Here is a 22,911-nt window from a genome sequence, read left to right on the forward strand (position 1 = left end):
CTGCAATCTTAGTACCTGGCTCCTAGCGCAGGCGCCGTCCTACGAACCCAGCAGCCAAAGTATTTCCGGTGTTGGGATCGATGAGTAGGAAGTTGCCGACGGCGCCACGAGCGCTATAGTCTTCGATCTCCAGCTCTTGGGCAGTCTGGATTTTCACGTGGGCGATATCATTAAGCCCTGCCTGGCCGGGGTCGATTTCATCTACCAGCCCGTCGAGATCGAGGATGCGCTCGATTGTCTCCACCCGCGCCTTGATCAGCGATGTGCCATAACGCAGCTGCAGCATCTGACCGGGTACCAAAGCCTTGTCCGTCAAGACCACGACGGTGGAGGCGAACTCGCGCACAGCACCGGGGCGGTCTGATCCGGCGAGAAGATCTCCGCGCGCGAGGTCGATGTCATCAGCCAAGCGCAGCACGACGGAATCCCCCGCCACGGCCCGGGGCTGCTCGCCATCAGTGGTGTCGATATGCGTGACCGTGGTGGTGCGGCCCTGCGGGGCTGTGATCTCTTCCCCAACGTTGAGCACGCCGGCCTTAACTCGCCCGGCATAACCGCGATAGTCGGTGGCGTGCTCGCGGATAACGTACTGGATGGGGAAACGGAAATCTAGGGCTTCGTCGCGACCGCCCACCACCGGGATAGACTCGAGCACCTCGAGGATGGTCGGGCCGGAGTACCACGGCATAGACGCGGACTTTTCTACCACGTTGTCCCCGCGCAGGGCGGAAATCGGCACCACTACGCTTTCGGTGATGCCGAGGCGCTCGGCTACCGAGTGAAATTCCTCCGCGATCGAAGAGAATACCTGCTCGTCGAAGTCGACGAGGTCGATCTTATTGACCGCCAAGATGACGTGACGGACTCCCAAAAGTGCCGCTACGTTGAGGTGGCGGCGGGTTTGCTCGACCACGCCGTGCCGCGCGTCAACCAACAGCACGACCACCTGCGAGGTCGAAATGCCAGTCACAGTGTTGCGGGTGTACTGCACGTGGCCAGGGGTATCGGCCAAGATGAAGGTGCGCTTGTCGGTGGCAAAGTAGCGGTAGGCCACGTCGATGGTAATGCCCTGCTCGCGCTCGGCACGCAGGCCGTCTACCAGCAGGCTAAGATCCATGCCGTCGAAGCCGCGGTCAGCGGAGGAGCGCTCCATCGACTCGACCTGATCCGCGAGCACGGACTTGGTATCATAAAGCAGGCGCCCGACAAAGGTGGACTTTCCATCGTCCACTGAGCCTGCTGTGCACAAGCGGAGGGACTCGCGTTCTTTCAAGGCCGCGACGGTGTTGGTGCTCATCAGAAGTAGCCTTCCTTCTTGCGGTCTTCCATTGCAGATTCGGAGAGTTTGTCATCGGCGCGGGTGGCACCGCGCTCAGAGAGAGTAGAGATGGAGATTTCTGCCAGGATTTCATCCGGCGTCGAAGCCGTAGACTCCACTGCTCCGGTGCAGGACATATCCCCTACCGTGCGATAGCGCACCGTCTTGCGGATGAGCTCCTCGCCTTCCTTGGGCCCGCCCCACTCTCCAGGGCAGAGCCACATGCCCTGTCGTTGAAAGAGCTCACGCTCGTGAGAGAAGTAGATGCTGGGAAGCTCGAGCTCGCGGGCCCCGATGTACTCCCAGATATCGGACTCAGTCCAATTCGAGATCGGGAATACGCGCACGTTTTCCCCGGCCATCTTGCCCCCGTTATAAAGGTCCCACAGTTCCGGGCGCTGGCGACGCGGATCCCAGCCGCCAAAGGAATCGCGGATGGAAAAGATGCGTTCCTTCGCCCGGGCGCGCTCTTCGTCGCGACGGGCACCGCCGAGCACGGCGTCGTATTGCCGCTGGGCGATGGTTTCGACCAGCGGGACGGACTGCAAGGGGTTGCGAGTTCCGTCGGGACGCTCTTGCAGCGCCCCACTATCTATCCAGTCCTGCACCTTGGCCACGTGCAGGCGCGCCCCGGTTTCCGCAACGAGCCGATCTCGAAACTCGATTACCTCCGGAAAGTTGTGCCCGGTATCGACGTGCAGAAGCTCGAAGGGCACCGCAGCCGGTGCAAACGCGCGGCGGGCGAGCTCAAAGACCACGACCGAGTCCTTGCCTCCAGAAAAGAGCAGACCGACCTTATCGAACTGGCCCGCTACCTCGCGCAGAATATGAATGGATTCGTTCTCCAAGTCCCTAAGGTGAGGAGAAAGTACCTGATGTGTGTCCTGTTTAATCCGTGTAGCCTGTGTCATTCGTGTAACCCGCATTCTGTCTTGCCATCTGCAAATACCCGCCCAGCGCGTGCATCCTCGCCCTCGGAGACCGGGAAAGTCAGCGGGGCACAGCCGATCGATCGATAGCCCTGCAGCGTGAGTGGGTGGATGATGAGATCCCTGTCTGCGATATAGGCATCGGTATCCTCTAAGCTCCAGGTCACCAGCGGGGAGATCTTCAAACGCCCATGCTGATCCAGGCTCAAGGCTGGGGCTTGGACGCGGTGCTCGGAATCGGCGCGCCGCAATCCCGTAACCCAGCCGGCATAGGGATCCATGGCCATATTCAGCGGCTCCACTTTCCGCATACGGTTATAGGCAGCAGTGTCGGTGGCGTAGAGCCGCGGGCCGTACACCGCATCCTGCTCCGCAGGTCTAAGCAATGGAAGCACCCGAATAAGCGGGAGATCCGGGTAGCGCTCCTCCACTCGATCTGCTACTTCAAGAGTCTCCGGGAAGTGGAAGCCAGTATCGATAAAAAGTAGATCTGCGTCGAGGCCAGCGCGATGCGCCAACTCTGCCAGCACAGTGTTTTCCATAGACATGGTCACCGCCAGACGCCCCGGGGCGTGTTCTGCGGCCCACTGGAGAATATTCTCGGCGGATTCTGCGTACAGCTTCTCCGCCCAGTCCTCGACGAGGCGCTGGTTTTGCTTAGCGATGCCCGGTTCCAGGGCCGCGGTATCCCGCGTGCCTTCTGGGCTGATGCTTGGGTCGCGGTAACCGCCGCCCAATAGATTGATAGATCGGCTCATATCGATTCACCTTAAGCAAGAGGAGCATCTTCCGCAGCTGCGAGCCACGCCGCAAACGGCTTCCACCACGCTGAGCTTGGGTCAAACGATAAATCCCTTAAGAATATTAATTGACCGGTCTGCACCACTCGGACTAGTTTATTAGACTAAACGGTCTATGCATCTCGAAACAAGGAGGATTCATGCAGCGCGTAGCCATCGTCGGCGAAGGACCAGCAGCGCTTTCTACCGCGGAGAGACTCATCTGCGCGGGCATGTGCGTGGACCTCATCTCGAGGTACCCCGCTCCCTTTGGTTTCCTACGACGCTTCTCAGGCCTCTGCTCAGCGGGAACAGTCCCACGGCTGCGACTCATCGGCAACGTCCGCGTGGGAGACGCACCGGACGACGATATATCCCCGAGCGAAATCCACCGCCTCGCCGCCCGACAGGATCGTGCGCTCGTACTCCTAGAACTTGCTGCCCGGGGAGTGGCCTTTACTACCTGGGAAGGCTTATGCCATCCAGTTTCCGAGTTGACTGATTGGACCGCACTCACCGCCCGGGCCAAGTTGGCACCTGTTTGCTTCTAAGCCTGGGAATTCCGCGTACCATTTCCTAGTGAAAGACACTTTTCAAGGAGGACACGGAAAATGGACAAGGTGGGTCCCAGCACATCGGTACAGGCAGTAGCGGCACCGCTTACTCGCTCGGCTTGTTTCTTGGTCGTTACTGTAAGGCCGGATGGCATCGACACCGTCCGCGAGGTGCTATCCGGATTGGAAGATCTGGTCAAGACCGTGAGTTTCCGAGATGCGCAAAGCAAATTATCATGCATCGTCGGAATTGGCAGTGACGTCTGGCCAGCTCTTACTTTATTGCCTCGGCCGAAGGAGCTCCACCCTTTCAAGGAATTCCACGGTGAGGCTCATAGCGCAATCTCCACGCCAGGTGATCTCCTCTTCCATATCCGCGCGGAACGCCCCGATATCTGCTTCGAGTTTGAGAAGCTCCTGCTTGAGGCCTTGGATGGGAGCGTGGACACCGTAGACGAGGTGACTGGCTTTCGCTACTTCGATGCCCGTGACCTATTGGGTTTCGTCGACGGCACCGCCAATCCCGTCGGCCCCGCGCTGCCCGCAGCTGCCCTCGTCGGCGAGGAAGATCCCCAATTCAGTGGCGGCAGCTACGTCGTTGTCCAAAAGTATCTGCACCCGATGGAAAAGTGGGATGCCCTGAGCACTGAAGATCAGGAGGCCATCATCGGGCGCCGCAAAGCAGACAACGTCGAACTAGCAGACGCCACCGAGGGGCAAAAATCCCACAAGACCCTCAATACAATTACCCAAGATGGGCAAGAGCTGGAAATAGTCCGCGATAATATGCCTTTTGGTACCCCTGGCAAGGGAGAGTTCGGCACCTACTTTATCGGTTATTCACGGCGTCTGTGGGTCATCGAAAAGATGCTCGAGCGCATGTTCATCGGAGATCCACCCGGCTTCCACGATCGCATCCTCGATTTCTCTACGCCCGAAACCGGAATCACGTTCTTCGCGCCCAGCCTGGAGCTCTTGAGCAGTCTGGGCGAGGCCGACGAATCCCTCGGCATCCGAAACAACCAGAAAGGCAAATAAAATGAGCCATCTACTTCGCAATCATGCCCCAATTACCCCCGAAATCTGGCAGGAGGTCGACGAGGAGGCCACCTCGCGTTCGGCGGCTGCGCTCGGAGTGCGCAAGCTCCTCGATTTCGCTGGCCCCTTCGGCTGGGAATACTCCGCTACTTCGCTCGGCCGAGTCGGAGGGGGCATCCCTTCCCAGGTGGCTGAAGTTACGGCACGCACACGCCAGGTACTGCCGCTCGCCGAGCTGCGGGCTGATTTCGCACTTTCTCGCGAGGAATTAGAAACCGGAACCCGTGGTGCGCAGGACGTCAACTATGACACCCTCGACCAGGCGGCGCTGGATCTCGCCCGCGTTGAAAACTCCGCCATCGTCGATGGCTGGGAGGAAGCCGGCATCACCGGAATCCTCCAGTCCAGCCCCCATGATCCTATTGTGCTCGGTGATGACCCCCGCGATTTCGCGCTGCGCGCTGCGGCCGCCGTCGCCAAGCTGCGCGAAGCGGGCATCGACGGCCCTTATGGCATCGCCCTCGGCGAGGATGCGTGGATTAACGTCCAAGGTGGCAGCGATCGCGGTGGCGCACCGCTGCTCACCCACCTCAAGCGCATCATCGACGGACCCATCGTCTGGGCTCCGGGGATTTCCTCCGCTGTGGTGCTGAGCACCCGCGGTGGCGATTTCCTCTTCGAGAGCGGCCAGGATCTTTCCGTCGGCTATGCTCACCATGACGCCGAAAACGTTCGGCTCTACCTGCAGGAAAGCTTTAGCTTCCGCACGGTGACAACGGAGGCGGCCATCGCCATTATCTAGCCACGCGTAGCATGCGCATCTTTTGCAGAGCGTGTAGGGTTACACGGTCACTCAAGAGCAAGGTGTGCACTAATGGAACTCATAAAGATCCTATTTAGCCGTTCGCGACCCTACTTCTGGTTCGTCATTGCGGTGCTAGTCCTCCAGACAGCGTCAACGATCGCTACCCTTTACCTGCCTTCCCTCAACGCCGATATCATCGATGAAGGCGTGTCGAAGGGCGACGTCGACTACATCTGGCATGTCGGCGTCATAATGCTGGCCGTCGCTTTCGTCCAAGTCTTAACGGCGGTTGCCGCAGTATGGTTTGGTTCCCGGACGGCGATGGGATTGGGTCGCGATTTACGCGCACAAATTTTCCGCCGCGTCTCGCGTTTCTCGGCGGAAGACATGCATCACTTCGGTGCAGCGACGCTGATCACGCGCGGTACCAACGACGTGCAGCAGATCCAAATGGTGTACATGATGATGCTCAACTTCATGGTGACTGCACCGATCATGTCCGTCGGCGGGATCATCATGGCCATGCGCGAGGATGCCGGCATGTCCTGGCTAGTATGGGTTTCCGTGACCGTGCTACTGGCGGCCATCGCTTTGATCATCTCGCGCCTCATGCCGCTCTTCCGCGTCATGCAGGACAAGCTGGATAAAATCAACGGCGTCCTCCGCGAGCAGATCACCGGCATTCGAGTGGTGCGAGCCTTTGTGCGCGAGCGCCACGAAACCGAGCGCTTCACCGCGGCAAACAAGGACATCACGAACCTTTCGCTGCGCATCGGCCAGCTCTTCGTGCTGCTTTTTCCTCTCATTACCGTCATCCTCAATGTCGCTACTGGCGCCGTGTTGTGGTTTGGTGGCAAGCGCGTCGATGCCGGACAGGTCGACGTCGGTTCCCTCACCGCATTCCTGCAGTATCTCCTGCAGATTCTCGCCGCGGTGATGATCGGCACGTTCATGGCTATGATGCTCCCCCGCGCCATCATCTGCGCCCGGCGCATCACCTCCGTCCTCCAGCATGAGCCCTCCATTCAAGAGCCGTCCGCACCCGTTACCCCGCCCAGTAACCGCGGCGAGGTGGAATTCCACGACGTCACCTTTACTTATACCGGCGCCGACGAGCCGGTTTTACACTCGCTCTCCTTCCAGGCCAGCCCGGGTAAGACCACCGCAATCATCGGTTCCACAGGCTCGGGCAAGACCACCTTGCTGTCGCTGATTCCCCGGCTCTATGTGCCCACTGAGGGCCAAGTGCTTCTCGACGGCGCCGATATCTCCCAGATGGACCGCGCCGACATCGCCCAGCGCGTATCCCTCGTGCCGCAGAAGCCTTATCTCTTCAGCGGAACGGTGGCTTCCAACCTGCGGCTCGGGGCACCAGATGCCACCGACGATCAGTTGTGGGAAGCACTGCACACCGCCCAAGCCGACTTCGTCGACACGCTCGATATGCCCATCGCGCAGGGCGGGACCAACGTCTCCGGTGGACAACGCCAGCGCCTGTCCATCGCGCGAATGCTAATAGCACGCCCGAAGGTCTATCTTTTCGACGATTCCTTCAGCGCCCTCGATCTCATCACCGATGCCAAGGTGCGCGCCGCCATGCGCAAATATACCGCCGAGGCCACCACGATCATCGTGGCCCAGCGCGTCGCCTCTATCACCGATGCCGACCAGATTCTCGTTCTCGAGGCCGGAAGCATCGTCGCCCGCGGTACCCACAGCGAGCTCCTAGCCGGCTCCCAGACCTACCGAGAAATCGTCGAATCCCAGAAAACCGTGGAGGCCAACTAATGGCGAATTCCAAGAAACCAGCACACGGCGCCCTTTCGGAGGAAGAGACTCTGCAGCTCCAGGAGCAGACGGCCGGTGATGAGTGGTCCGGTTCTGCCCCACGGCGCGCCAAAGCCTTCTGGCCCTCTGCCAAGAGGCTCGTTGGTCTCCTTTCGCCGTTTAAAACGCTGTTGATACTGGTCGCCGCCATGAATATCATCTGCGTTTTCCTCGCCGTTTATGCTCCGAAAGTGATGGGGCGGGCGATGGATGTCATCTTTTCCGGCGTCATCTCCGCCCAACTTCCCTCCGGCGCCAGCAAGGACGAGGTCATAGCGGGTTTGCGCGCCCAAGGCCAGGATCGCTTCGCAGACATGGCCTCCGCCATGGATCTCATGCCCGGCCAAGGCATTGATTTCGGGCACCTGGGCAGGCTTATCACCATCGTCATCGGCATGTATATCGTTTCCTCTGCTTTCCAGCTCTGGCAGGGACGCATCCTCAACCGTCTGGTGATGGACAGCGTCTATCAACTGCGCGCCGACGTCGAAGCAAAGATCCACTCGGTGCCTCTCAACTACTTCGATAGCAACCAGCGTGGCGACGTCCTTTCGCGCACGACTAACGACATCGACAACGTACAGCAGGCTCTCCAACAGGCCCTCTCGCAGATCTTCTATAACATCTTGTTGGTCGCGGGCATTACCGTGATGATGTTTTCGGTTTCCTGGCAATTGGCACTCATCGCGCTGTTATCACTGCCGCTGACCGGCCTCGTCATCGGCGTTATCGGCTCTCGCTCCCAGAAGCAGTTCACCACCCAATGGCGCTCAACCGGTCAGCTCAACGGCCATGTCGAAGAGTCTTTCTCCGGCCATGAACTGGCTCTGGTTTTTGGCCGCACCGACGCCATGTCCGAAGAATTCGATAGCCGCAACGAGGAGCTATTCCGTTCCGCGGCCATGGCCCAGTTCCTCTCCGGCATGATGATGCCGATCATGCAGTTCATCTCCTACCTTTCCTACGTTGCCATCGCCGTCTTCGGTGGGTTACGGGTGGCCAGTGGCAATATGACGCTTGGCGACGCCACCGCATTCATCCAATACTCCCGCGAATTCAATCAACCCCTGGGTCAGCTCGGCGGAATGATGCAGCAGATTCAGTCCGGGGTCGCCTCTGCCGAGCGGGTCTTCGAGTTCCTCGACTCGCCGGATGAGACTGCCGAGAAGGATTCCCAGCACTTAACTGGCCGCGCCCGCGGGCTGGTGGAGTTTTGTGGCGTCGACTTCTCATATGAGAAGGACTCGCCCCTTATTCAGGATCTCGACCTCCGCGTCGAGCCGGGCGAGACGGCCGCTATTGTCGGCCCCACTGGTGCGGGTAAGACCACCCTGGTCAACCTCATCATGCGTTTCTACGACATCGACGGCGGGCACATCCACCTCGACGGTATAGACACCGCCCAAATGCCGCGCCACGAGCTGCGCTCCCAAGTTGGCATGGTGCTTCAAGACGCCGTGGTCTTCGACGGCACCATCATGGACAACATCCGCTACGGCCGCCTCGATGCCAGCGATGAGGAGGTCATTGCCGCAGCCAAGGCCACCTACGTCGACCGCTTTGTCCATTCGCTGCCGGAGGGCTACAACACCGTGATCGATCAAGATGGCGGTGCGGTATCTGCCGGCGAGCGCCAGCTCATCACCATCGCGCGCGCCTTCCTGGCCCAACCCGCGCTGCTCATCTTGGATGAGGCAACCTCCTCTGTCGATACGCGCACCGAGATGCTAGTTCAGCAGGCAATGAGCGCGCTACGCGCCGATCGCACTTCCTTCGTCATTGCTCACCGCCTTTCGACGATCCGCAATGCCGATGTCATCCTCGTCATGGAGAACGGCGCCATAGTCGAGCAAGGTACGCACGAGGAATTGCTGGCTAAGCGCGGCGCCTATTGGCGGCTTAGCCAGTCACAGTTCTCCGAAGAGGATTAACTAAAACTCAACTCCATAGGTCCTCGCATCCGTTCTTTTCTTCCTGCTGCGGCATCGATTCTCTGAATGACGCTTTGTTTCCAGTTGGCGGAATCAGTAACGATGGGCCCTTGGGGAAGAGTTGACTCCCACGTTCCGTCTGCGAAAAGCCAGTAGATGTCCCCGGTGAGCGGATCCAAAAGATAAAAGGCCCGCTTGTCCGTCTTTATGTTGTGGTGATGCTGGCATAAGCTGGCGAGATTATCGCTACTGGTGGGGCCTCCCTCGTGATAGTTCACTCGGTGATCGAGCTGGCAGCGATGGGCAGGTACCCGGCAGCCTGGCCAACGACAGGTGCCATCGCGTCCCTCCACGAAGGCGCGCAACCCGGCGCTGGGCCGGTACGCAGATTCCTCCGCCGGCCCGACCTCGCGCATATCCTCGGAATCAACTTCCAGGAAGCCATAGCCTTCGAGGTGGGCCAAGGAGCTCCCCACCGGCTGAAAGGTATTGATAACAAGCTTGGTCTTCACCGGATCGAGGACCAAAGCTGCCAGTGCCGCCGCCAAGGAGATTCCCTCAGCCTCTGCGCGCTTGCGCACCAACCGGTCCACGGATTCTAGGGTGAGCGCATCCAACGTGAGCTCTAGATGGGCGCGGTTGCCCCTGCGCTGCAGTCGATAGGATTCCGGCTTTTCTTTTCCTTCCGGCTCTGAATAGAACTGCGCGAGAACTTCCACGATGGTGGCCCGAATCCTCCCCGCATCCGGCAAATGCTGGTTTCTACGGCTGGGCGTAAACAACTCCACAAGTGCCTCATCAACGTGCACATATACCTCATCCTTGACGCCCAACAGCGCCTGTCCGATGGCGATGAGGCGGTCATAATCCAGGAACCAATCCTGTTCCTGCAGGCGGGTCAAACGCGGGAGATAAGACATGGTGTCTAGTCCGAGGAATACCCTTTCCGCTTTGTACGCGCTGAGCCCAAAGCCGCGTCCGATGCGAGAAAAACTCAGTTCAGCATCATCTTCCGGGCCGGGCAGCACCTTGTGCCAGGTGCGCCAATAAAGGCGGTTGGAATCCATGAACACCTGAGCAAACTCACAGTGCCTATTGCAAGGCGCGAAACACGCTTCTAGCATCACTACTCTCCCCCGAGACGCGAACAAACATTCGATTTATACCACCCATAATAATCGCCACATCACTCTTCCACAAGGGTTTAGCACAGATTTTCTACACCGCAGTCGCAGTAGCGCAAAATCCAGGACTCACGGTTGCGCGGGTTTAGCCTTTAAGCTGTAGACTACTGCGCGCATCAAAGCTATAAGGAGTCTCCATGTCAACCGTCTTCGGTTGGATCGCCATCATCGTCTCGGTTCCCGTGTGGGGCTATTTCCTATTCCGCGCATACAGGTTCTTCCAGGTCATCAAGTCAGGCGGACCAGACAACTCTGCCCGCACTAACCGTCCTGGCAAGCGCCTACAACGGGTCCTCATCGAGGTCTTCGGGCATACGCACTTCAAGGGCAGGCCCCTAGTCAACGCCGCTCACTGGCTGGTCATGGTTGGTTTCCTCTTCGGAATCTTGGTGTGGTTCGAGGCCTACATCCAGACCTTTTCCCCCAGTTCCGGGTGGCCATTCCTCCAGCACTGGCCGGTCTATCACCTGCTCGAAGAGGTGCTTTCCATAGCCACCGTCGTAGGAATCTGTTTCCTCATCGGGGTACGCATCAAGCTTGGCGATAGCGACCGCGGCTCCCGCTTCTTCAACTCCCAAACGCTTTCCGCCCGCATCGTCGAGGCTGTCGTATTCTTCGAAGGCTTAGGCATGCTGCTGGTCAAAGCCTCCAAGATCGCCACCTATGGCGGGGGCTCGCCACTGACGGACTTCGTCTCTATTCACTTGGCCAAGGTCCTGCCCGCCTCCCCCGATCTCGTCAGCTTCTTCGCCCTGTTCAAACTGCTGACGGGCATGGTCTTTATCGCACTCATCTCCCACTACTTCCAGTGGGGCGTCATGTGGCACCGCTTCCTCGCCTTCTTCAATATCTTCTTCCAGCGCAACGCCAACGGGGCCAAAGCCCTCAAGTCCATTCCCACCCCAGATCTAGAAAAGGACATCACCCCCGCCAGTTGGAAGATGCTTCTCGACGTCTCCACCTGCACCGAGTGCGGCCGCTGCCAAGACCTATGCCCCGCCTGGAACACCGATAAACCGCTCAGCCCCAAGAAGCTCGTCATGGACCTGCGCCAAGGAGCCATCGACAACTACAACCCGCATGCCGGGGTCGATGTACTATCCATGGCCGGAGTCATCGAGGACGATGTCTTGTGGGCCTGCACCAATTGCGGAGCCTGCGTCGATCAGTGCCCAGTCGATATCGAACACATCGATCACATCTCCGACCTACGGCGTTTCAAGGTGCTCTCCGAGGCCGATTTCCCCTCCGAGCTTGGCGGACTGTTCAAGAATATCGAGAACAAGGGCAACCCCTGGGGCCGCAATAACTCCGAGCGACGCACCTGGATCGACGAGGCCCGCGCCGCAGGCATCGAGGTCCCCATCATCGGCGAGGACGCCACCGACTTCGCCGACCTCGAGTACCTGTTCTGGGTCGGTTGCGCCGGCGCCTACGACGAGCAGGGGCGCACAACTACCCGCGCCGTCGTCGAGCTGCTTCATACCGCCGGCGTCAAATTTGGAGTGCTCTCCACCGGCGAATCCTGCACCGGGGATCCTGCCCGCCGCGCCGGCAACGAGTTCCTCTTCCAGATGATGGCCCAACACAACGTCGAGACCCTCAACTCCGCCTTCGAGGGCGTACCCGCTGGCCAGCGCAAGATTATCACCACCTGCCCGCACTGTTTCAATACCCTGCGCAACGAATACCCCGACTTCGACGGCCACTTCGACGTCTTCCACCACACCCAACTGCTCAACCGCCTCGTGCGCGAGGGCCTCCTCAAGCCCATTCCCCGCACCCCCGCTAATCGACGCCCGATCACCTACCACGACCCTTGCTTCCTCGGGCGCCACAATAAGGTCTTCGACCCGCCCCGCGAGCTTCTCGAGGCCACCGGCGTCGAGGTGCGTGAGATGTCCAAGAACCGTGACGAGGCCTTCTGCTGTGGTGCAGGTGGTGCCCGCATGTTCCAAGAAGAGAAGATCGGCCGCCGCATCAACGAGTTCCGTACCGAGCACGCCCTTGATACCGGCGCCGAGGAAATCGCCACCGGCTGCCCCTTCTGCAACGTCATGTTCACCGGCGGGGTCAAGGCCCTCGCACCGGAGACTCCCACCAAGGTCAACGACGTCGCCGTCATGCTGCGCGAGTCCGTCTCCCTCGAGGATGGCAGCCTGCCCGCTCCGCGGCCCAAGGCCTTCCTCGGCACGCCGACTCGTCTGAGCAAGCCTGTGCCGAAGCCTGTTGCGCCTCCTACTGCATCACCAGCTCCTCCCACCGCACCACCAGCTCCTCCTACTCCACCCTCCGCACCACCAGCTCCTCCTACTCCCGCTCCTCCGGCCAGCTGATCTCGCTGAACAGAGCCTGCAGATAGATTTCGGGATTTGCTAGTATTCGGGTTGTGACGAATATCTATGGAGCCGACCCGCGCGATAATTCTGTGCGGCTTTCTGACACCGAGCGCAATGAGGCGATGAACAATCTCGCTCGCGCAGTCGGTGAAGGAAGGCTAAGCATCGAAGAGTTCGAGGAGCGCTCCGACGATGTCATGCGCGCCAATACTCGCGGGGCGCTGCTCCCCATCTTCGCGGACATTCCCGCCGCCGCATCAAACGAGGTCAAGATCTACTCGCGCGAAGACGTGCAACGCGCTTATGAAAACTCGCGCAAGCCACGCGTTGCCACCGGCGTGGTGGGAACTTTGGGCTTGAGTTTTGGCGGGTTTGCACTGGTGGGATCTGGTCTCGTCGCCAGCGCACCGGGGCTCTTAGTCGGTGGGGCGGCACTGTTTTTCCTTGTTCCTATTCTGTGGGTCTTGCTCTACGTGGCGAAGTTAGGGCCACGTTCTTGGCATCAGCCTTCGCCCAGGCAGCTGGAGCGCCAAAAGCAGCGTGAGCTGCAGGCGGCCACCGCGCATGAGCGTGCACAACAAAAGATGATTGAGTCCCAGCAGTGGGCGCAGCGCCGTCAACAAGCCAGCGAACTGACCAACGAGGCGTTGAAACTAGCCAGGCAAAAACTGGATAAGTGGAATAAAAAATAGCGCTTTCGGCGAGGAGAGGTTTCACCACCTAAAGAAAGGTGGCAATATATTCGCCATGACCTCACCGAAATACCACAGTTTTGATAAGTCCGAGAAGCTCAAGAACGTCTCCTATGACATTCGGGGTGGAGTTTCGGCAGAGGCGGAGCGCATGGAGCTCGATGGGCACTCCATCTTGAAGCTCAACACCGGTAACCCTGCCGTCTTCGGCTTTGAGGCGCCAGACGTCATCATGCGGGATATGATTGCTTCGCTGCCGACGTCGCAAGGCTATTCCACGTCGAAGGGAATAATTTCGGCACGGCGGGCCATCGTCACGCGCTACGAGTTGGAAGATTTCCCCGCCTTCGATGTCGATGATATTTACCTCGGCAACGGCGTATCCGAGCTCATTTCCATGACCACCCAGGCTCTGCTCAACGAGGGCGATGAGATCCTCATTCCGATGCCGGATTATCCGTTGTGGACTGCGGCTACCACCCTGGCCGGCGGGACTGCGGTGCACTACCTCTGCGATGAGGAGAACGAGTGGAACCCCTCTATCGAGGACATTAAGGCCAAGGTCTCGGAAAAGACCAAGGCCATCGTGGTCATCAACCCGAATAACCCCACCGGTGCGGTCTACTCCCGTGAGGTGCTGCAGCAGATCGTCGACGTCGCTCGCGAGCACAACCTGCTCATCCTTGCGGACGAGATCTATGACCGCATCCTCTACGATGGAGCGAAGCACATCTCAATCGCTTCCCTAGCACCGGACCTCCTCACTTTTACCTTCAATGGGCTGTCCAAGGCCTATCGTGTGGCCGGTTACCGGGCAGGATGGATGGTCATCACTGGGCCGCGCGAGCGTGCCCGTGGCCTCATCGACGGACTCGATCTATTGGCCGGTACTCGTCTATGTCCCAACGTTCCGGCTCAGCACGCCATCCAAGTTGCCCTCGGCGGGCACCAATCCATCTACGAGCTCACGGGCGCGGAGGGCCGGCTGCTCAAACAGCGCAATGTTGCCTATGAAAAGCTCAATTCCATCCCCGGCGTCTCGGTGACCAAGGCAATGGGCGCTATGTACTGCTTCCCGCGCTTAGACCCAGAAGTCTACGAAATCCACGATGATGCCCAGCTCATGATGGACATTTTGAAGTCGCAAAAGATCCTGCTCGTACAGGGCACCGGTTTCAACTGGCCGGCTCCTGATCACTTCCGTGTAGTCACCCTGCCCTGGGCATCCCAGCTGAGCAACGCCATCGAGCGGCTCGGAAACTTCCTGGCGAGCTACAGGCAGTAGAAACACAAAGGGAAAGCACTCGACGGCCCTAGACACGCCGGTCACTACGCGTAATCCGTGTCGCATTGCTTTGGCCTGCGGGCTGGGGTTGGCGCTTCTTTTCACCATTATTGGGGCCTTCTTCCTCCGCCCCACCACTCCTATTTCGGATCACACCAGCCCAGAGTTCTCGCAGACTTATGGGATGAACCATCCGCAGGTAGAGGGCACGGTTACCCCGTCGATAATGCCATTTGCCAGTCCGACGTCACCGGAAAGGTCTTCGACGAGCCTCCCCTTATCCCCGCAGAGGCCGGCGGAGAGTGCTCACGTTCCTTGGTCGATATCACCTCTGGGTCCAATTAGGGCCGCATGACGCAGCTGGTGTACTTCGGCGTCGCGGGCGAGCCGAAACTGCACGTGGGAGACATGATTTTGCTCGCGGAGAGCACCGCTCCCGACGGCGCCATGAACTACTCCTTCGCGGATTAACAGCGCACCGGCAACCTCGTGTTGTGGACCATCATCACGACCATCGTCATCATTGCCCTAGCCGCTTGGCACGGCCTGCGCGCCATCATCGGCTTGGCCATAAGCTTGGGCGTGGTCTTCTTCTATCTTCTGCCCGCGCTCGTCGAGGGACATAATCCGCTGTTGCTGGCACTAGTGACCTGTTCCGCGATCATCATGTGCGTGGTTCCGCTCGTCCACGGCGTGAATTGGAAGTCCGCATCGGCCCTCGGTGGTCTGCTCATTGCGTTGCTTATTGGCGGTTTCCTTGCGCATGCGGGGATCGATTCGACGAACCTGCAGGGCCTGAGTTCAGATGACAACTTCAAGCTCTTGCTTTACTTGCTGGGAGTCTCCATCGTGGGGGTTCTCCTCTGTGGCTTCGTCATCGGCGCTTTGGGCGGCCTCAACGACATCGCTATAGCCCAAGCGTCCACCATCACAGAGTTAAGCGAGCTCGATCCGCAGGCCTCGCCAGGGCAACTATTCATTTCCGCCATGAAAGTCGGGCGCGACCACATCGCGTCGATGGTCTACACCATCGTCTTGACCTATACCGGTGCCTCGCTGCCTCTCTTGCTGCTCATCACCGCAGCGCAAAGGCCGGCAGCCCAAATTCTCTCCAGAGACTTGGTCTCCACGGAGCTCCTGCGCTCCATTGTCGGCGCGCTGGCACTGACCCTGGCAGTGCCCATCACCACGCTTATCGCCGCACTAACGGTGCCAAAGCGGGAGGTACTAGAGGCTGCGGCCTAGTGCCTTGATGTGCCAGCCTCCGGCCTGCCAGGCTTCCACGTCGAGCACGTTGCGCCCATCGATGAGGTAGGGGCGCGAGACTAGTGCTGCTGTGGCTGCTGGGTCAAGGTCGCGGAACTCCTGCCACTCGGTAGCCAGGATGACCAGCTCGGCTTCCGTGAGTGCAGCGCGGGCAGACTCCGCGTAGTCGAGCGTGGGGAATACCTTCTTGGCATTGTCCATGCCCTGCGGGTCATAGACTCTTACTGCCGCGCCAGCCAGCGAGAGGGAGCCTGCCACGGAAAGCGCGGGCGAGTCCCGCACATCATCGGAGTTGGGTTTGAAGGCGCAGCCTAGGACGGTCACGCGGCGCCCCAGCAAGGAACCACCGAAAGCTGCCTTGGCCATATCAACGCAACGATCTCGGCGCCGCATGTTGATGGCATCCACCTCCCGCAGGAAGGTCAGAGCTTGGTCGGCGCCGAGTTCTCCCGCCCGAGCCATGAAGGCACGAATGTCTTTGGGAAGACAGCCGCCACCGAAGCCCAGCCCGGCCCCCAAGAACTTAGAGCCGATGCGATCATCGATGCCAATGGCCTTGGCCAAGGGAACCACGTCCGCCCCGGCGATTTCACAGATCTCGGAGACGGCGTTGATGAAGGAGATTTTGGTGGCCAAGAAGGCATTTGCCGCGACCTTGACCAGCTCCGCGGTCTGCAGGTCGCAGACGAGCAAGGGCGTACCTTGGGACAAGGGCTGGGCATATATCTCGCGGGCGATAGCTTCTACATCTGTCGTGCCGGCATGCCCCACGACGATGCGGTCCGGACTGATGGTGTCTTTGACCGCAAAACCCTCGCGTAGGAACTCCGGATTCCACACAATCTCCACACTGGCACCGGGCGCGACAAGCTCATTGGCCATGTCTTGGAGGTGTGCTGCTGTGCCCACTGGCACGGTGGACTTGCCAAAAATCGTGTTCTTTCCGCGCAGCTGGGGCACCAATTCGGTGATGACGTCCTCAACGTGGCTGAGATCCGCCGCGTAGGAGCCACGCTTCTGCGGGGTGCCGACCGCCAGGAAATGTACGCTGGCAAAGGCAGCTGCCTCGGCATAGTCGGTGCTGAAACTCAGGCGCTGAGCCGCGATATTACGCTCCAGGACGGCCGGAAGTCCCGGTTCAAAGAAGGGAACCTCCCCACGGGCTAGGGACGCGATCTTGTGCTTGTCGACGTCCACCCCCATGACCGTGTGCCCCAACTCAGCCATGCAGGCCGCGTGTGTAGCTCCGAGATAACCCGTCCCAATAACCGTCATGTGCATGAAGACTCATCCTAGGCGGCGTTGTTGAACGCGGGATTAAAGCTAGCGAAAGTTCAGGTAAGACTTCGAGGGCGTTGGCCCGCGCTGGCCCTGATACTTCGAGCCCAGGGCACCGCTGCCATAGGGATTCTCCGCGGGTGAGGACATTTGGAAGATGGCCAGCTGTCCCACCTTCATCTCCGGCCACAGGGTGATTGGCAGGTTAGCGGTATTGGAAAGCTCGAGGGTGATGTGACCGGAAAAGCCCGGATCAATAAACCCAGCGGTCGAGTGAGTGAGCAGGCCCAAGCGGCCGAGGGAGGACTTGCCCTCGAGGCGGCCGGCTAGGTTCGCGGGAAAGGAGGCCTTTTCCAAGGTGGCACCCAACACGAACTCTCCTGGGTGTAGGACGAAGGCATCCCCTTCCTCGACCTCGACCAGGCTGGTGAGTTCAGGCATCTCCAGCTTGGGGTCGATGTGCGTGTAGCGCGAGTTATTGAAAACTCGGAAGAACTTGTCTAGGCGCACGTCGATAGAAGAAGGCTGGATCAAGTCGGCATCGAAGGGATCGATGCCGAGGTCTCCGGAGGCAATGGCTGCACGAATATCACGATCTGAAAGAAGCACGCCTAGATTCTACGCGGTGCCACAAACGCGAGCCGTTTAACATCGCCAAGTTGTCGGGTGCTAGAGTTATCCCAGCGCTGTAAAAGGCGCAGTGCCGACGTAGTTTAATGGTAGAACTGCAGCTTCCCAAGCTGCTGGCGCGGGTTCGATTCCCGTCGTCGGCTCCAAATTTTTTCTAGACCACGCCGTGCTCGTAGGCGAATACCACGACCTGGGCGCGGTCGCGCAGGGAGAGCTTCTGCAGGATCTTGCGCACATGGGACTTGACGGTTTCCTCGGAGATGAAGAGCTCTGCGGCGATTTCTGCGTTGGAGCGCCCGGTGGCTATTTGTTCCATGACCTCGCGCTCACGGGGCGTTAGCGCGCTCAAGGCGCGGGCGGCGGCACGCTCCGTGCGGGAATGTGTACGCGAGTTTCGTGATACGGCGTCCTTGATGAGGCGCTTGGTCACCGTGGGAGCCAAGAGCGCCTCGCCGGAGACCGAGAGGCGGACTGCGCGAGCCAATTCCTCGGCGGGGGCATCTTTGAGCAGGAAGCCCGAGCAGCCGATGCGCAGGGCCTCGTAGACATAATCATCGAGATCGAAGGTAGTCAGCATGATGATTCGCGGGGCCTTGTCCAAGCCATAGTGCAGGATGCGGCGTGCCGCCTCCAGGCCGTCCATGATGGGCATACGGACGTCCATGAAGACGACGTCGGGAAGCAGGCGGGTGACGAGCTGGACTGCCTGCGCGCCATCGGCGGCATCGCCCACGACGGTGATGCCCTCCTGGGCGTTGAGCAGGGCTGCGAATCCCTGCCTGACCATGGCCTGATCATCGACGACGACCACGGTGATGGGTGAAGTGCGCGATTCCATACTTCCCAACCTACCTGGCGTTAAGGGGGATCTCGGCGGTGACGCTGAAGCCGCCATCAGCGGCCGGCAGGGCGCTGAATGCTCCGCCCACGGTGCGCACGCGGGCTGACATTCCCTCAATGCCGGAGCCGCCGCCATGCTCAGGAGGGCGAAGGGAACCTGCTGCGGCCGGGCCGTTATCGACCTTGAGCTGCGCCCAATTCTTCCCTTCATGCTGCGTGCCGTGCAGTGCGACGAGGACCTTTGCCCCGGGGGCGTGGCGCGAGGCATTGGAGAGGCACTCCTGAAGTACGCGCTGCAAGACCACCCCGGCGGTCTCGTTGATGTGGGCTACATCGGCGTCGATAACCCAGCTGATGTCCATCCCGGCGCGGCGGGCGGCGGCTAGCGTCGGTTCGATCTGATCCGCGCCCACCGGGGTCATTGCGCCCTCCTCCGCGTCGCTGCGCAGCACGCCGAGCAGCTCACGGACCTGGTTGAGCGCCTCGCGGGCGGTGGAGGAGAGGGAATCGAACTCCGCGTGGATGGCCGGGGTCACTCCCTGCAGGCGGTAGGGCGCGGACTGCGCCTGGACCACGATCATCGACATCTGGTGGGCAACCACGTCGTGGAGATCGCGGCTGAGCCGGTTGCGTTCCTCGGCCATGACGCGCAACTGGGATTCCTCGCTCGCCCGGCTGGACTCGAGGCGTAAACTCGCGCGCGAGGCCAGCAGCCAGCGCAGCAGGAGGAAGAATATGGACCAGACAATCACGCCGACTACCCAGCCGGCGCGGACTTCTGCAGGGTTGAAGGCCATCAGCGCCGTCGAACCGAGCACCGCAGCCACGGCGACCTTATCCGAGGCCTTGACTATCGCGACGCCAAGGGTAAAGGCCAGCGCCAAGTGAAAGGCAACCGGCCATCCCAGGGCAAAGTCGGGGTTGTCGGGGAAAGGCACACATACGAGGCAGCTTAGGGCAACGAATGCCCAGGAGCGCCCGGGCCAGCGCAGCGCGGTGAGAACCGGCCAGGTCCCCGTCGCTGCAGCCTTGGCAGCCGGTAGCACCAGCATCGAGTTCTCCCCGCAGCTGGTGGCGAAGCTGAGTTACCGGCCCACCAGCGGGGCGGGTCTGCCCGAGAACCCGACGGGATCGTGCTCCTCCCCGGTGGCACTGCCCGCCTCCTTCGAACCCGCCTGCCGCGTGCACGATTTTGGCTATGACCTGCTGCGGGTGGCCCACCGCAACGGCGAGTTCATCTCCCAGGAGATTCGGTGTGACCTCGACAGCCAGCTAGAACGGCAGATGAGTGAGACGTGTCAGAGCGAGGGGCGCCGTGGTGACTAGCCGCAACGGACGATGGGCTGCGGATCGTAGACGGTGGTGTTGGTCTCGCGGGAGATTTCACGCCCGGAGAGATCCCGGATGATGCGGGTATCAGAGGTGGTGAATCCGGGGGCGCCGCTAGAGGGCGAACAATCCTTCGTCACGGACATGACCTTGGGCTCGGTATTTGCCCAGCGCCCGTTGCTGATGGACTCAACCTCGACGGTCTTTACTCCCTTGAAACGCACGGTGATGTTTCCGCCCCCGAAGCTGGTTTCAATGCGCACCGGGTAGTTCGAGGTGTTCTTGAACTGCAGGTCGATGGCGCCCTCGTAGACCGTGGCCTCACGGCCGGCCGGGTAGCGAGAGATGTAATAGGAGTGCGGAGTGTGCGTCACGTCCTGCATGCCCGCGAAGTAGGAGGCGTTGTACAAGGTGGTGGCGAATTGGGAGATGCCGCCACCGACGGCGTTGCCCGCGTGTCCGTCGATGATGATGCCGGATTCCACGTAGCCTTGCGCGGTTCCGCGCGGGCCGGTGAAGCCATTGAGGGAGAAGGTCTCGCCGGGGTTGACCACAGCGCCGTTGACCTTCTCGGCCACGAGGCGAATGTTCTCGCCGGAGGGGCCGGAGAAACCGCCGGTGCTGAACTCGCCGATGGTCTGATCGAAGGTGGATTTTTCCGCATCCTCCGTGGTGAACTCCGCCGGGTCGGGGCGGTAGTCGGCGTCCCAGGTGCGGTCGTCGCCGCGCACGCGCTTATCAAGCTCGTGCAGGGTCTTGTCCCAGTCAATGACCTCGCCGTCCTTGGAAGGCGTTACGCTCTTCGAATCGCCGGCAAAGGAGACCTTGGCGTTGACGCCTGGCACGTCGGCGCCGTTCATGCGCTCGGTGAAAAGCTCGCGGGCGCGCTCGCGATCGACCACGAGACCCAGCTTGCCGTCCTTGGCCTCGATGGAGACGAATTGGGAGATCTCCGGCTTATTCAGCACTCCAGTGACGTCGTTTTTGCCGTGGATGGTCAGCGGGTTATCCAGTGCCTTGGCGGCCTCGCCGGTGCGCATCGCTTCAATAGCGGCGTCGTTAATAGCGGGTTCTACCTCCACCGGGTCCACCGTAACGCCGGCTGGGTCGAGCCAGTCTACGGTGACCTTTTCTTGCAAGTTCTGCTCATCCACCGTTTGCCCGAGGATGGGGGCGGTGACCTTGAGCTCGCCGTTGTTGAGCTCCAGGTTGCCGTCGGTCGGCGCGGTGCTCAAGCCCTCGCGCACGTGCTGCAGGGAGGAGTTCAGCGCGGCCTGGTCCACGTCGACGGTGACGGGGATTTCCTGCGGCGCTTCAAAGAAGCTATACAGGCGCGTGAAGGGGTTATAGGAGGCATCATCGATGGCATCCACGGCGGCCTGGAAGTTGAGCACCAGGCCTGAGTCCGCCGGCAGTAGCTCGGTCGAGAGATCGCCAGAGCGCACGGTCACGGGCTTGTTTTCCACCCCACCGAGCTCGGTGGCGAGCTTGTCGACGGCCGCCGTGCGTTCCATGTTCGAGATATCAACGCCGCCCACCGAGGTGGCACGGGGAACCTTGCCCTGATTGGTGGCAACGTCCCAGATATAAACAACGGCCGTGATCAGCACAAGTCCGGCCAGCACGCCGGCGGCTACCAGCCAGACCTTATTGCTACGTTTAGCTAGATGCTTTTCCACGCACTAAGACTAACGCCCTCACCGGCTCTTTTACTAGTTGGGCGTGGCGGCGGCGACGCGATCGACGGCGGAGGCGAAGGTTTCGGGGGCAATAGTGCCGGAGGTGACGGCGGAATCCACGGCGTCGATAATCGCGTCAATATCCTCATCCGTGGACCACAGCGGCATGTCGGCGCCCGCGGCGATCGCTGCCACCACGGATTCCTCGATGCTCAGTGAGTTGGTGATTGACGCCATTCCACCCAGGTCATCGGTGTAAATCACACCATTGAAGTGCAAGAAATCGCGTGCGAGTTCATAGGCGGCCGGGTTGATGGAGGCCGCAGTATGACCATCCCCTAAGCCGGGAACCTCCAGGTGCCCCATCATCAGGGCAGCTTCTGGGGCGGCGGGAACCGCCTCGGCGAAGGGGATGAACTCGTGCCCATAGAGCTGGTCGAGTGGCGGGGTTATCGCCTCGGCCACGTGGGTATCGCCCGAGGCCCGGCCGTGGCCCGGGAAGTGTTTGAATACCGCCTTGACCCCCGCCGATTGCAATCCCCGTGCGAAGGCCGCGCCATACTCGCCCGCGGCGGCGGGATCAGTAGAAAAGGAACGGTCCCCCACGACCTCGAGGCCGTTGCCATCGACGTCGAGCACGGGCGCAAAGTCCACGTTGATGCCGTGCGCATGAAGGCTAGTGCCAATCTCAGCGCCGATGGCCTCGATCTGTTCCGGGGTGTTGTGCGCGGCCATCTCCTGCGGCGAGGGGTAGTCACCCAGGATCTCCGAGAAGCGCTGCACTCGCCCGCCCTCAAAGTCGATGGAAACCTCGAAATCGTGGCCCACCTCAGCGCGCAGGGCCGCCAGGTTCTGGCCCCCTTCACCCAGCAGCGCGGGATCCGCCCAGCTGGGGATGAAGATTCCACCCACCCCGGCGCGCAGCTTGTGCAAGGCATCCGCGTAGTCACGGGCCGGGGGCATCAACAAGGAGGCCGCCTGCGCGCGCTGATCTTGGATGGGGGCCACTTGCGTTTCCGCAGGTGCAGAGGTCGTCGTAGTGGCCGGCCTCTGCGGTTCCTGGCTATCCGTCGCGCACGCGCTGAGGGCGCCTGCGGCGAAAAGGGAGACTACAAGGCTCGAAAGAATCGGAAGGCTACGGCTGGAAATCATGGCTACCAGTGTGCCTCACATCCCCCATTCGCCCCGAAACCCGGTCTATCATGGAC

The 22,911-nt window shown here is 60.5% G+C and carries 19 protein-coding genes, 1 tRNA gene and 1 pseudogene; 11 read left to right on the top strand and 10 right to left on the bottom strand.

Translation table 11 applies throughout. The features are described from left to right. Positions 1–22: 22 nt before the first annotated feature. The 3 genes from B2696_RS04595 to B2696_RS04605 are packed head-to-tail and all read right to left on the bottom strand — an operon-like array spanning position 23 to position 3,005. Complete coding sequence (locus B2696_RS04595) at positions 23–1,297, bottom strand: sulfate adenylyltransferase subunit 1 (protein ID WP_276623290.1); 1,275 nt, start codon at positions 1,295–1,297, stop codon at positions 23–25. Then, positions 1,297–2,229: a sulfate adenylyltransferase subunit CysD gene (gene cysD / locus B2696_RS04600; RefSeq protein WP_075730650.1), complete on the bottom strand. Its 933-nt coding sequence runs from the start codon at positions 2,227–2,229 to the stop codon at positions 1,297–1,299. Before cysD ends, B2696_RS04595 begins: the two co-directional genes overlap by 1 nt. Then, a complete protein-coding gene (locus B2696_RS04605) occupies positions 2,226–3,005 on the bottom strand; it encodes a phosphoadenylyl-sulfate reductase (protein WP_286954209.1) in 780 nt (259 codons plus the stop codon). The genes cysD and B2696_RS04605 overlap by 4 nt, the downstream gene beginning before the upstream one ends. A 182-nt stretch (positions 3,006–3,187) precedes the next feature. Between B2696_RS04605 and B2696_RS04610 the strand changes: the two genes are divergently transcribed. The 5 genes from B2696_RS04610 to B2696_RS04630 all read left to right on the top strand — a co-directional run bounded on the left by B2696_RS04610 (position 3,188) and on the right by B2696_RS04630 (position 9,181). Further along, positions 3,188–3,577, top strand: a complete 390-nt coding sequence (locus tag B2696_RS04610; protein ID WP_075730652.1) for a methylenetetrahydrofolate--tRNA-(uracil-5-)-methyltransferase — start codon at positions 3,188–3,190, stop codon at positions 3,575–3,577. Positions 3,578–3,637: 60 nt separating this feature from the next. Next, entirely contained in the window at positions 3,638–4,618 is a 981-nt protein-coding gene (locus B2696_RS04615) for a Dyp-type peroxidase (RefSeq protein ID WP_286954210.1), read from the top strand. Between the two features lies 1 nt (position 4,619). Next, positions 4,620–5,420: a family 1 encapsulin nanocompartment shell protein gene (locus B2696_RS04620; protein ID WP_286954211.1), complete on the top strand. Its 801-nt coding sequence runs from the start codon at positions 4,620–4,622 to the stop codon at positions 5,418–5,420. A 72-nt stretch (positions 5,421–5,492) separates the two neighbouring features. After that, entirely contained in the window at positions 5,493–7,211 is a 1,719-nt protein-coding gene (locus B2696_RS04625) for an ABC transporter ATP-binding protein (protein WP_286954212.1), read from the top strand. After that, positions 7,211–9,181, top strand: coding sequence for an ABC transporter ATP-binding protein (locus B2696_RS04630; RefSeq protein WP_286954213.1), 1,971 nt, complete (start codon positions 7,211–7,213; stop codon positions 9,179–9,181). The genes B2696_RS04625 and B2696_RS04630 overlap by 1 nt, the downstream gene beginning before the upstream one ends. Here the strand turns inward: B2696_RS04630 and B2696_RS04635 are convergent. Next, positions 9,178–10,248 carry an HNH endonuclease signature motif containing protein gene (locus B2696_RS04635; RefSeq protein ID WP_286954214.1) on the bottom strand — a complete coding sequence of 357 codons (1,071 nt, stop codon included), beginning with the start codon at positions 10,246–10,248 and terminating at the stop codon, positions 9,178–9,180. The two genes, B2696_RS04630 and B2696_RS04635, sit on opposite strands and share 4 nt — an antisense overlap. Before the next feature lie 254 nt (positions 10,249–10,502). On the opposite strand from B2696_RS04635, the gene B2696_RS04640 reads away from it, so the two are divergent. The 4 genes and pseudogenes from B2696_RS04640 to B2696_RS04655 all read left to right on the top strand — a co-directional run bounded on the left by B2696_RS04640 (position 10,503) and on the right by B2696_RS04655 (position 15,926). After that, positions 10,503–12,701, top strand: coding sequence for a (Fe-S)-binding protein (locus tag B2696_RS04640; RefSeq protein ID WP_349679251.1), 2,199 nt, complete (start codon positions 10,503–10,505; stop codon positions 12,699–12,701). A 53-nt stretch (positions 12,702–12,754) separates the two neighbouring features. Beyond that, positions 12,755–13,396, top strand: a complete 642-nt coding sequence (locus B2696_RS04645) for a DUF1707 SHOCT-like domain-containing protein (protein WP_286954215.1) — start codon at positions 12,755–12,757, stop codon at positions 13,394–13,396. A 55-nt stretch (positions 13,397–13,451) separates the two neighbouring features. Continuing rightward, positions 13,452–14,681: a pyridoxal phosphate-dependent aminotransferase gene (locus B2696_RS04650; RefSeq protein ID WP_276623280.1), complete on the top strand. Its 1,230-nt coding sequence runs from the start codon at positions 13,452–13,454 to the stop codon at positions 14,679–14,681. Positions 14,682–14,865: 184 nt separating this feature from the next. Then, a pseudogene (locus B2696_RS04655) lies at positions 14,866–15,926 on the top strand (YibE/F family protein). On the opposite strand, the gene B2696_RS04660 reads toward B2696_RS04655, so the two are convergent. Next, positions 15,909–17,228, bottom strand: a complete 1,320-nt coding sequence (locus tag B2696_RS04660) for a UDP-glucose dehydrogenase family protein (protein ID WP_286954216.1) — start codon at positions 17,226–17,228, stop codon at positions 15,909–15,911. The pseudogene B2696_RS04655 and the gene B2696_RS04660 overlap by 18 nt on opposite strands. Positions 17,229–17,270: 42 nt before the next feature. Next, positions 17,271–17,834, bottom strand: a complete 564-nt coding sequence (gene dcd / locus B2696_RS04665) for a dCTP deaminase (RefSeq protein ID WP_286954217.1) — start codon at positions 17,832–17,834, stop codon at positions 17,271–17,273. 93 nt (positions 17,835–17,927) lie between these two features. Between dcd and B2696_RS04670 the strand changes: the two genes are divergently transcribed. After that, positions 17,928–18,001: transfer RNA gene (locus B2696_RS04670), tRNA-Gly, on the top strand. An 8-nt stretch (positions 18,002–18,009) separates the two neighbouring features. Here the strand turns inward: B2696_RS04670 and B2696_RS04675 are convergent. After that, the gene (locus B2696_RS04675; RefSeq protein ID WP_075730662.1) at positions 18,010–18,693 is read right to left on the bottom strand and encodes a response regulator; all 684 of its coding nucleotides are present in this window, start codon (positions 18,691–18,693) and stop codon (positions 18,010–18,012) included. Between the two features lie 10 nt (positions 18,694–18,703). Then, the gene (locus B2696_RS04680; protein WP_286954219.1) at positions 18,704–19,747 is read right to left on the bottom strand and encodes a sensor histidine kinase; all 1,044 of its coding nucleotides are present in this window, start codon (positions 19,745–19,747) and stop codon (positions 18,704–18,706) included. On the opposite strand from B2696_RS04680, the gene B2696_RS04685 reads away from it, so the two are divergent. Next, positions 19,725–20,021, top strand: a complete 297-nt coding sequence (locus B2696_RS04685; protein ID WP_286954220.1) for a hypothetical protein — start codon at positions 19,725–19,727, stop codon at positions 20,019–20,021. The genes B2696_RS04680 and B2696_RS04685 overlap by 23 nt on opposite strands. On the opposite strand, the gene B2696_RS04690 is transcribed toward B2696_RS04685, so the two are convergent. Continuing rightward, entirely contained in the window at positions 20,018–21,703 is a 1,686-nt protein-coding gene (locus B2696_RS04690) for a VanW family protein (protein ID WP_286954221.1), read from the bottom strand. The two genes, B2696_RS04685 and B2696_RS04690, sit on opposite strands and share 4 nt — an antisense overlap. Before the next feature lie 33 nt (positions 21,704–21,736). After that, on the bottom strand, positions 21,737–22,855 hold the full coding sequence (locus B2696_RS04695; RefSeq protein WP_286954222.1) for a glycoside hydrolase family 3 N-terminal domain-containing protein: 1,119 nt from the start codon (positions 22,853–22,855) through the stop codon (positions 21,737–21,739). Positions 22,856–22,911 lie beyond the last annotated feature (56 nt).

Origin of the sequence: Corynebacterium sp. UBA4397 (assembly GCF_002390965.1) — a bacterium.
Classification (GTDB): domain Bacteria; phylum Actinomycetota; class Actinomycetes; order Mycobacteriales; family Mycobacteriaceae; genus Corynebacterium; species Corynebacterium flavescens.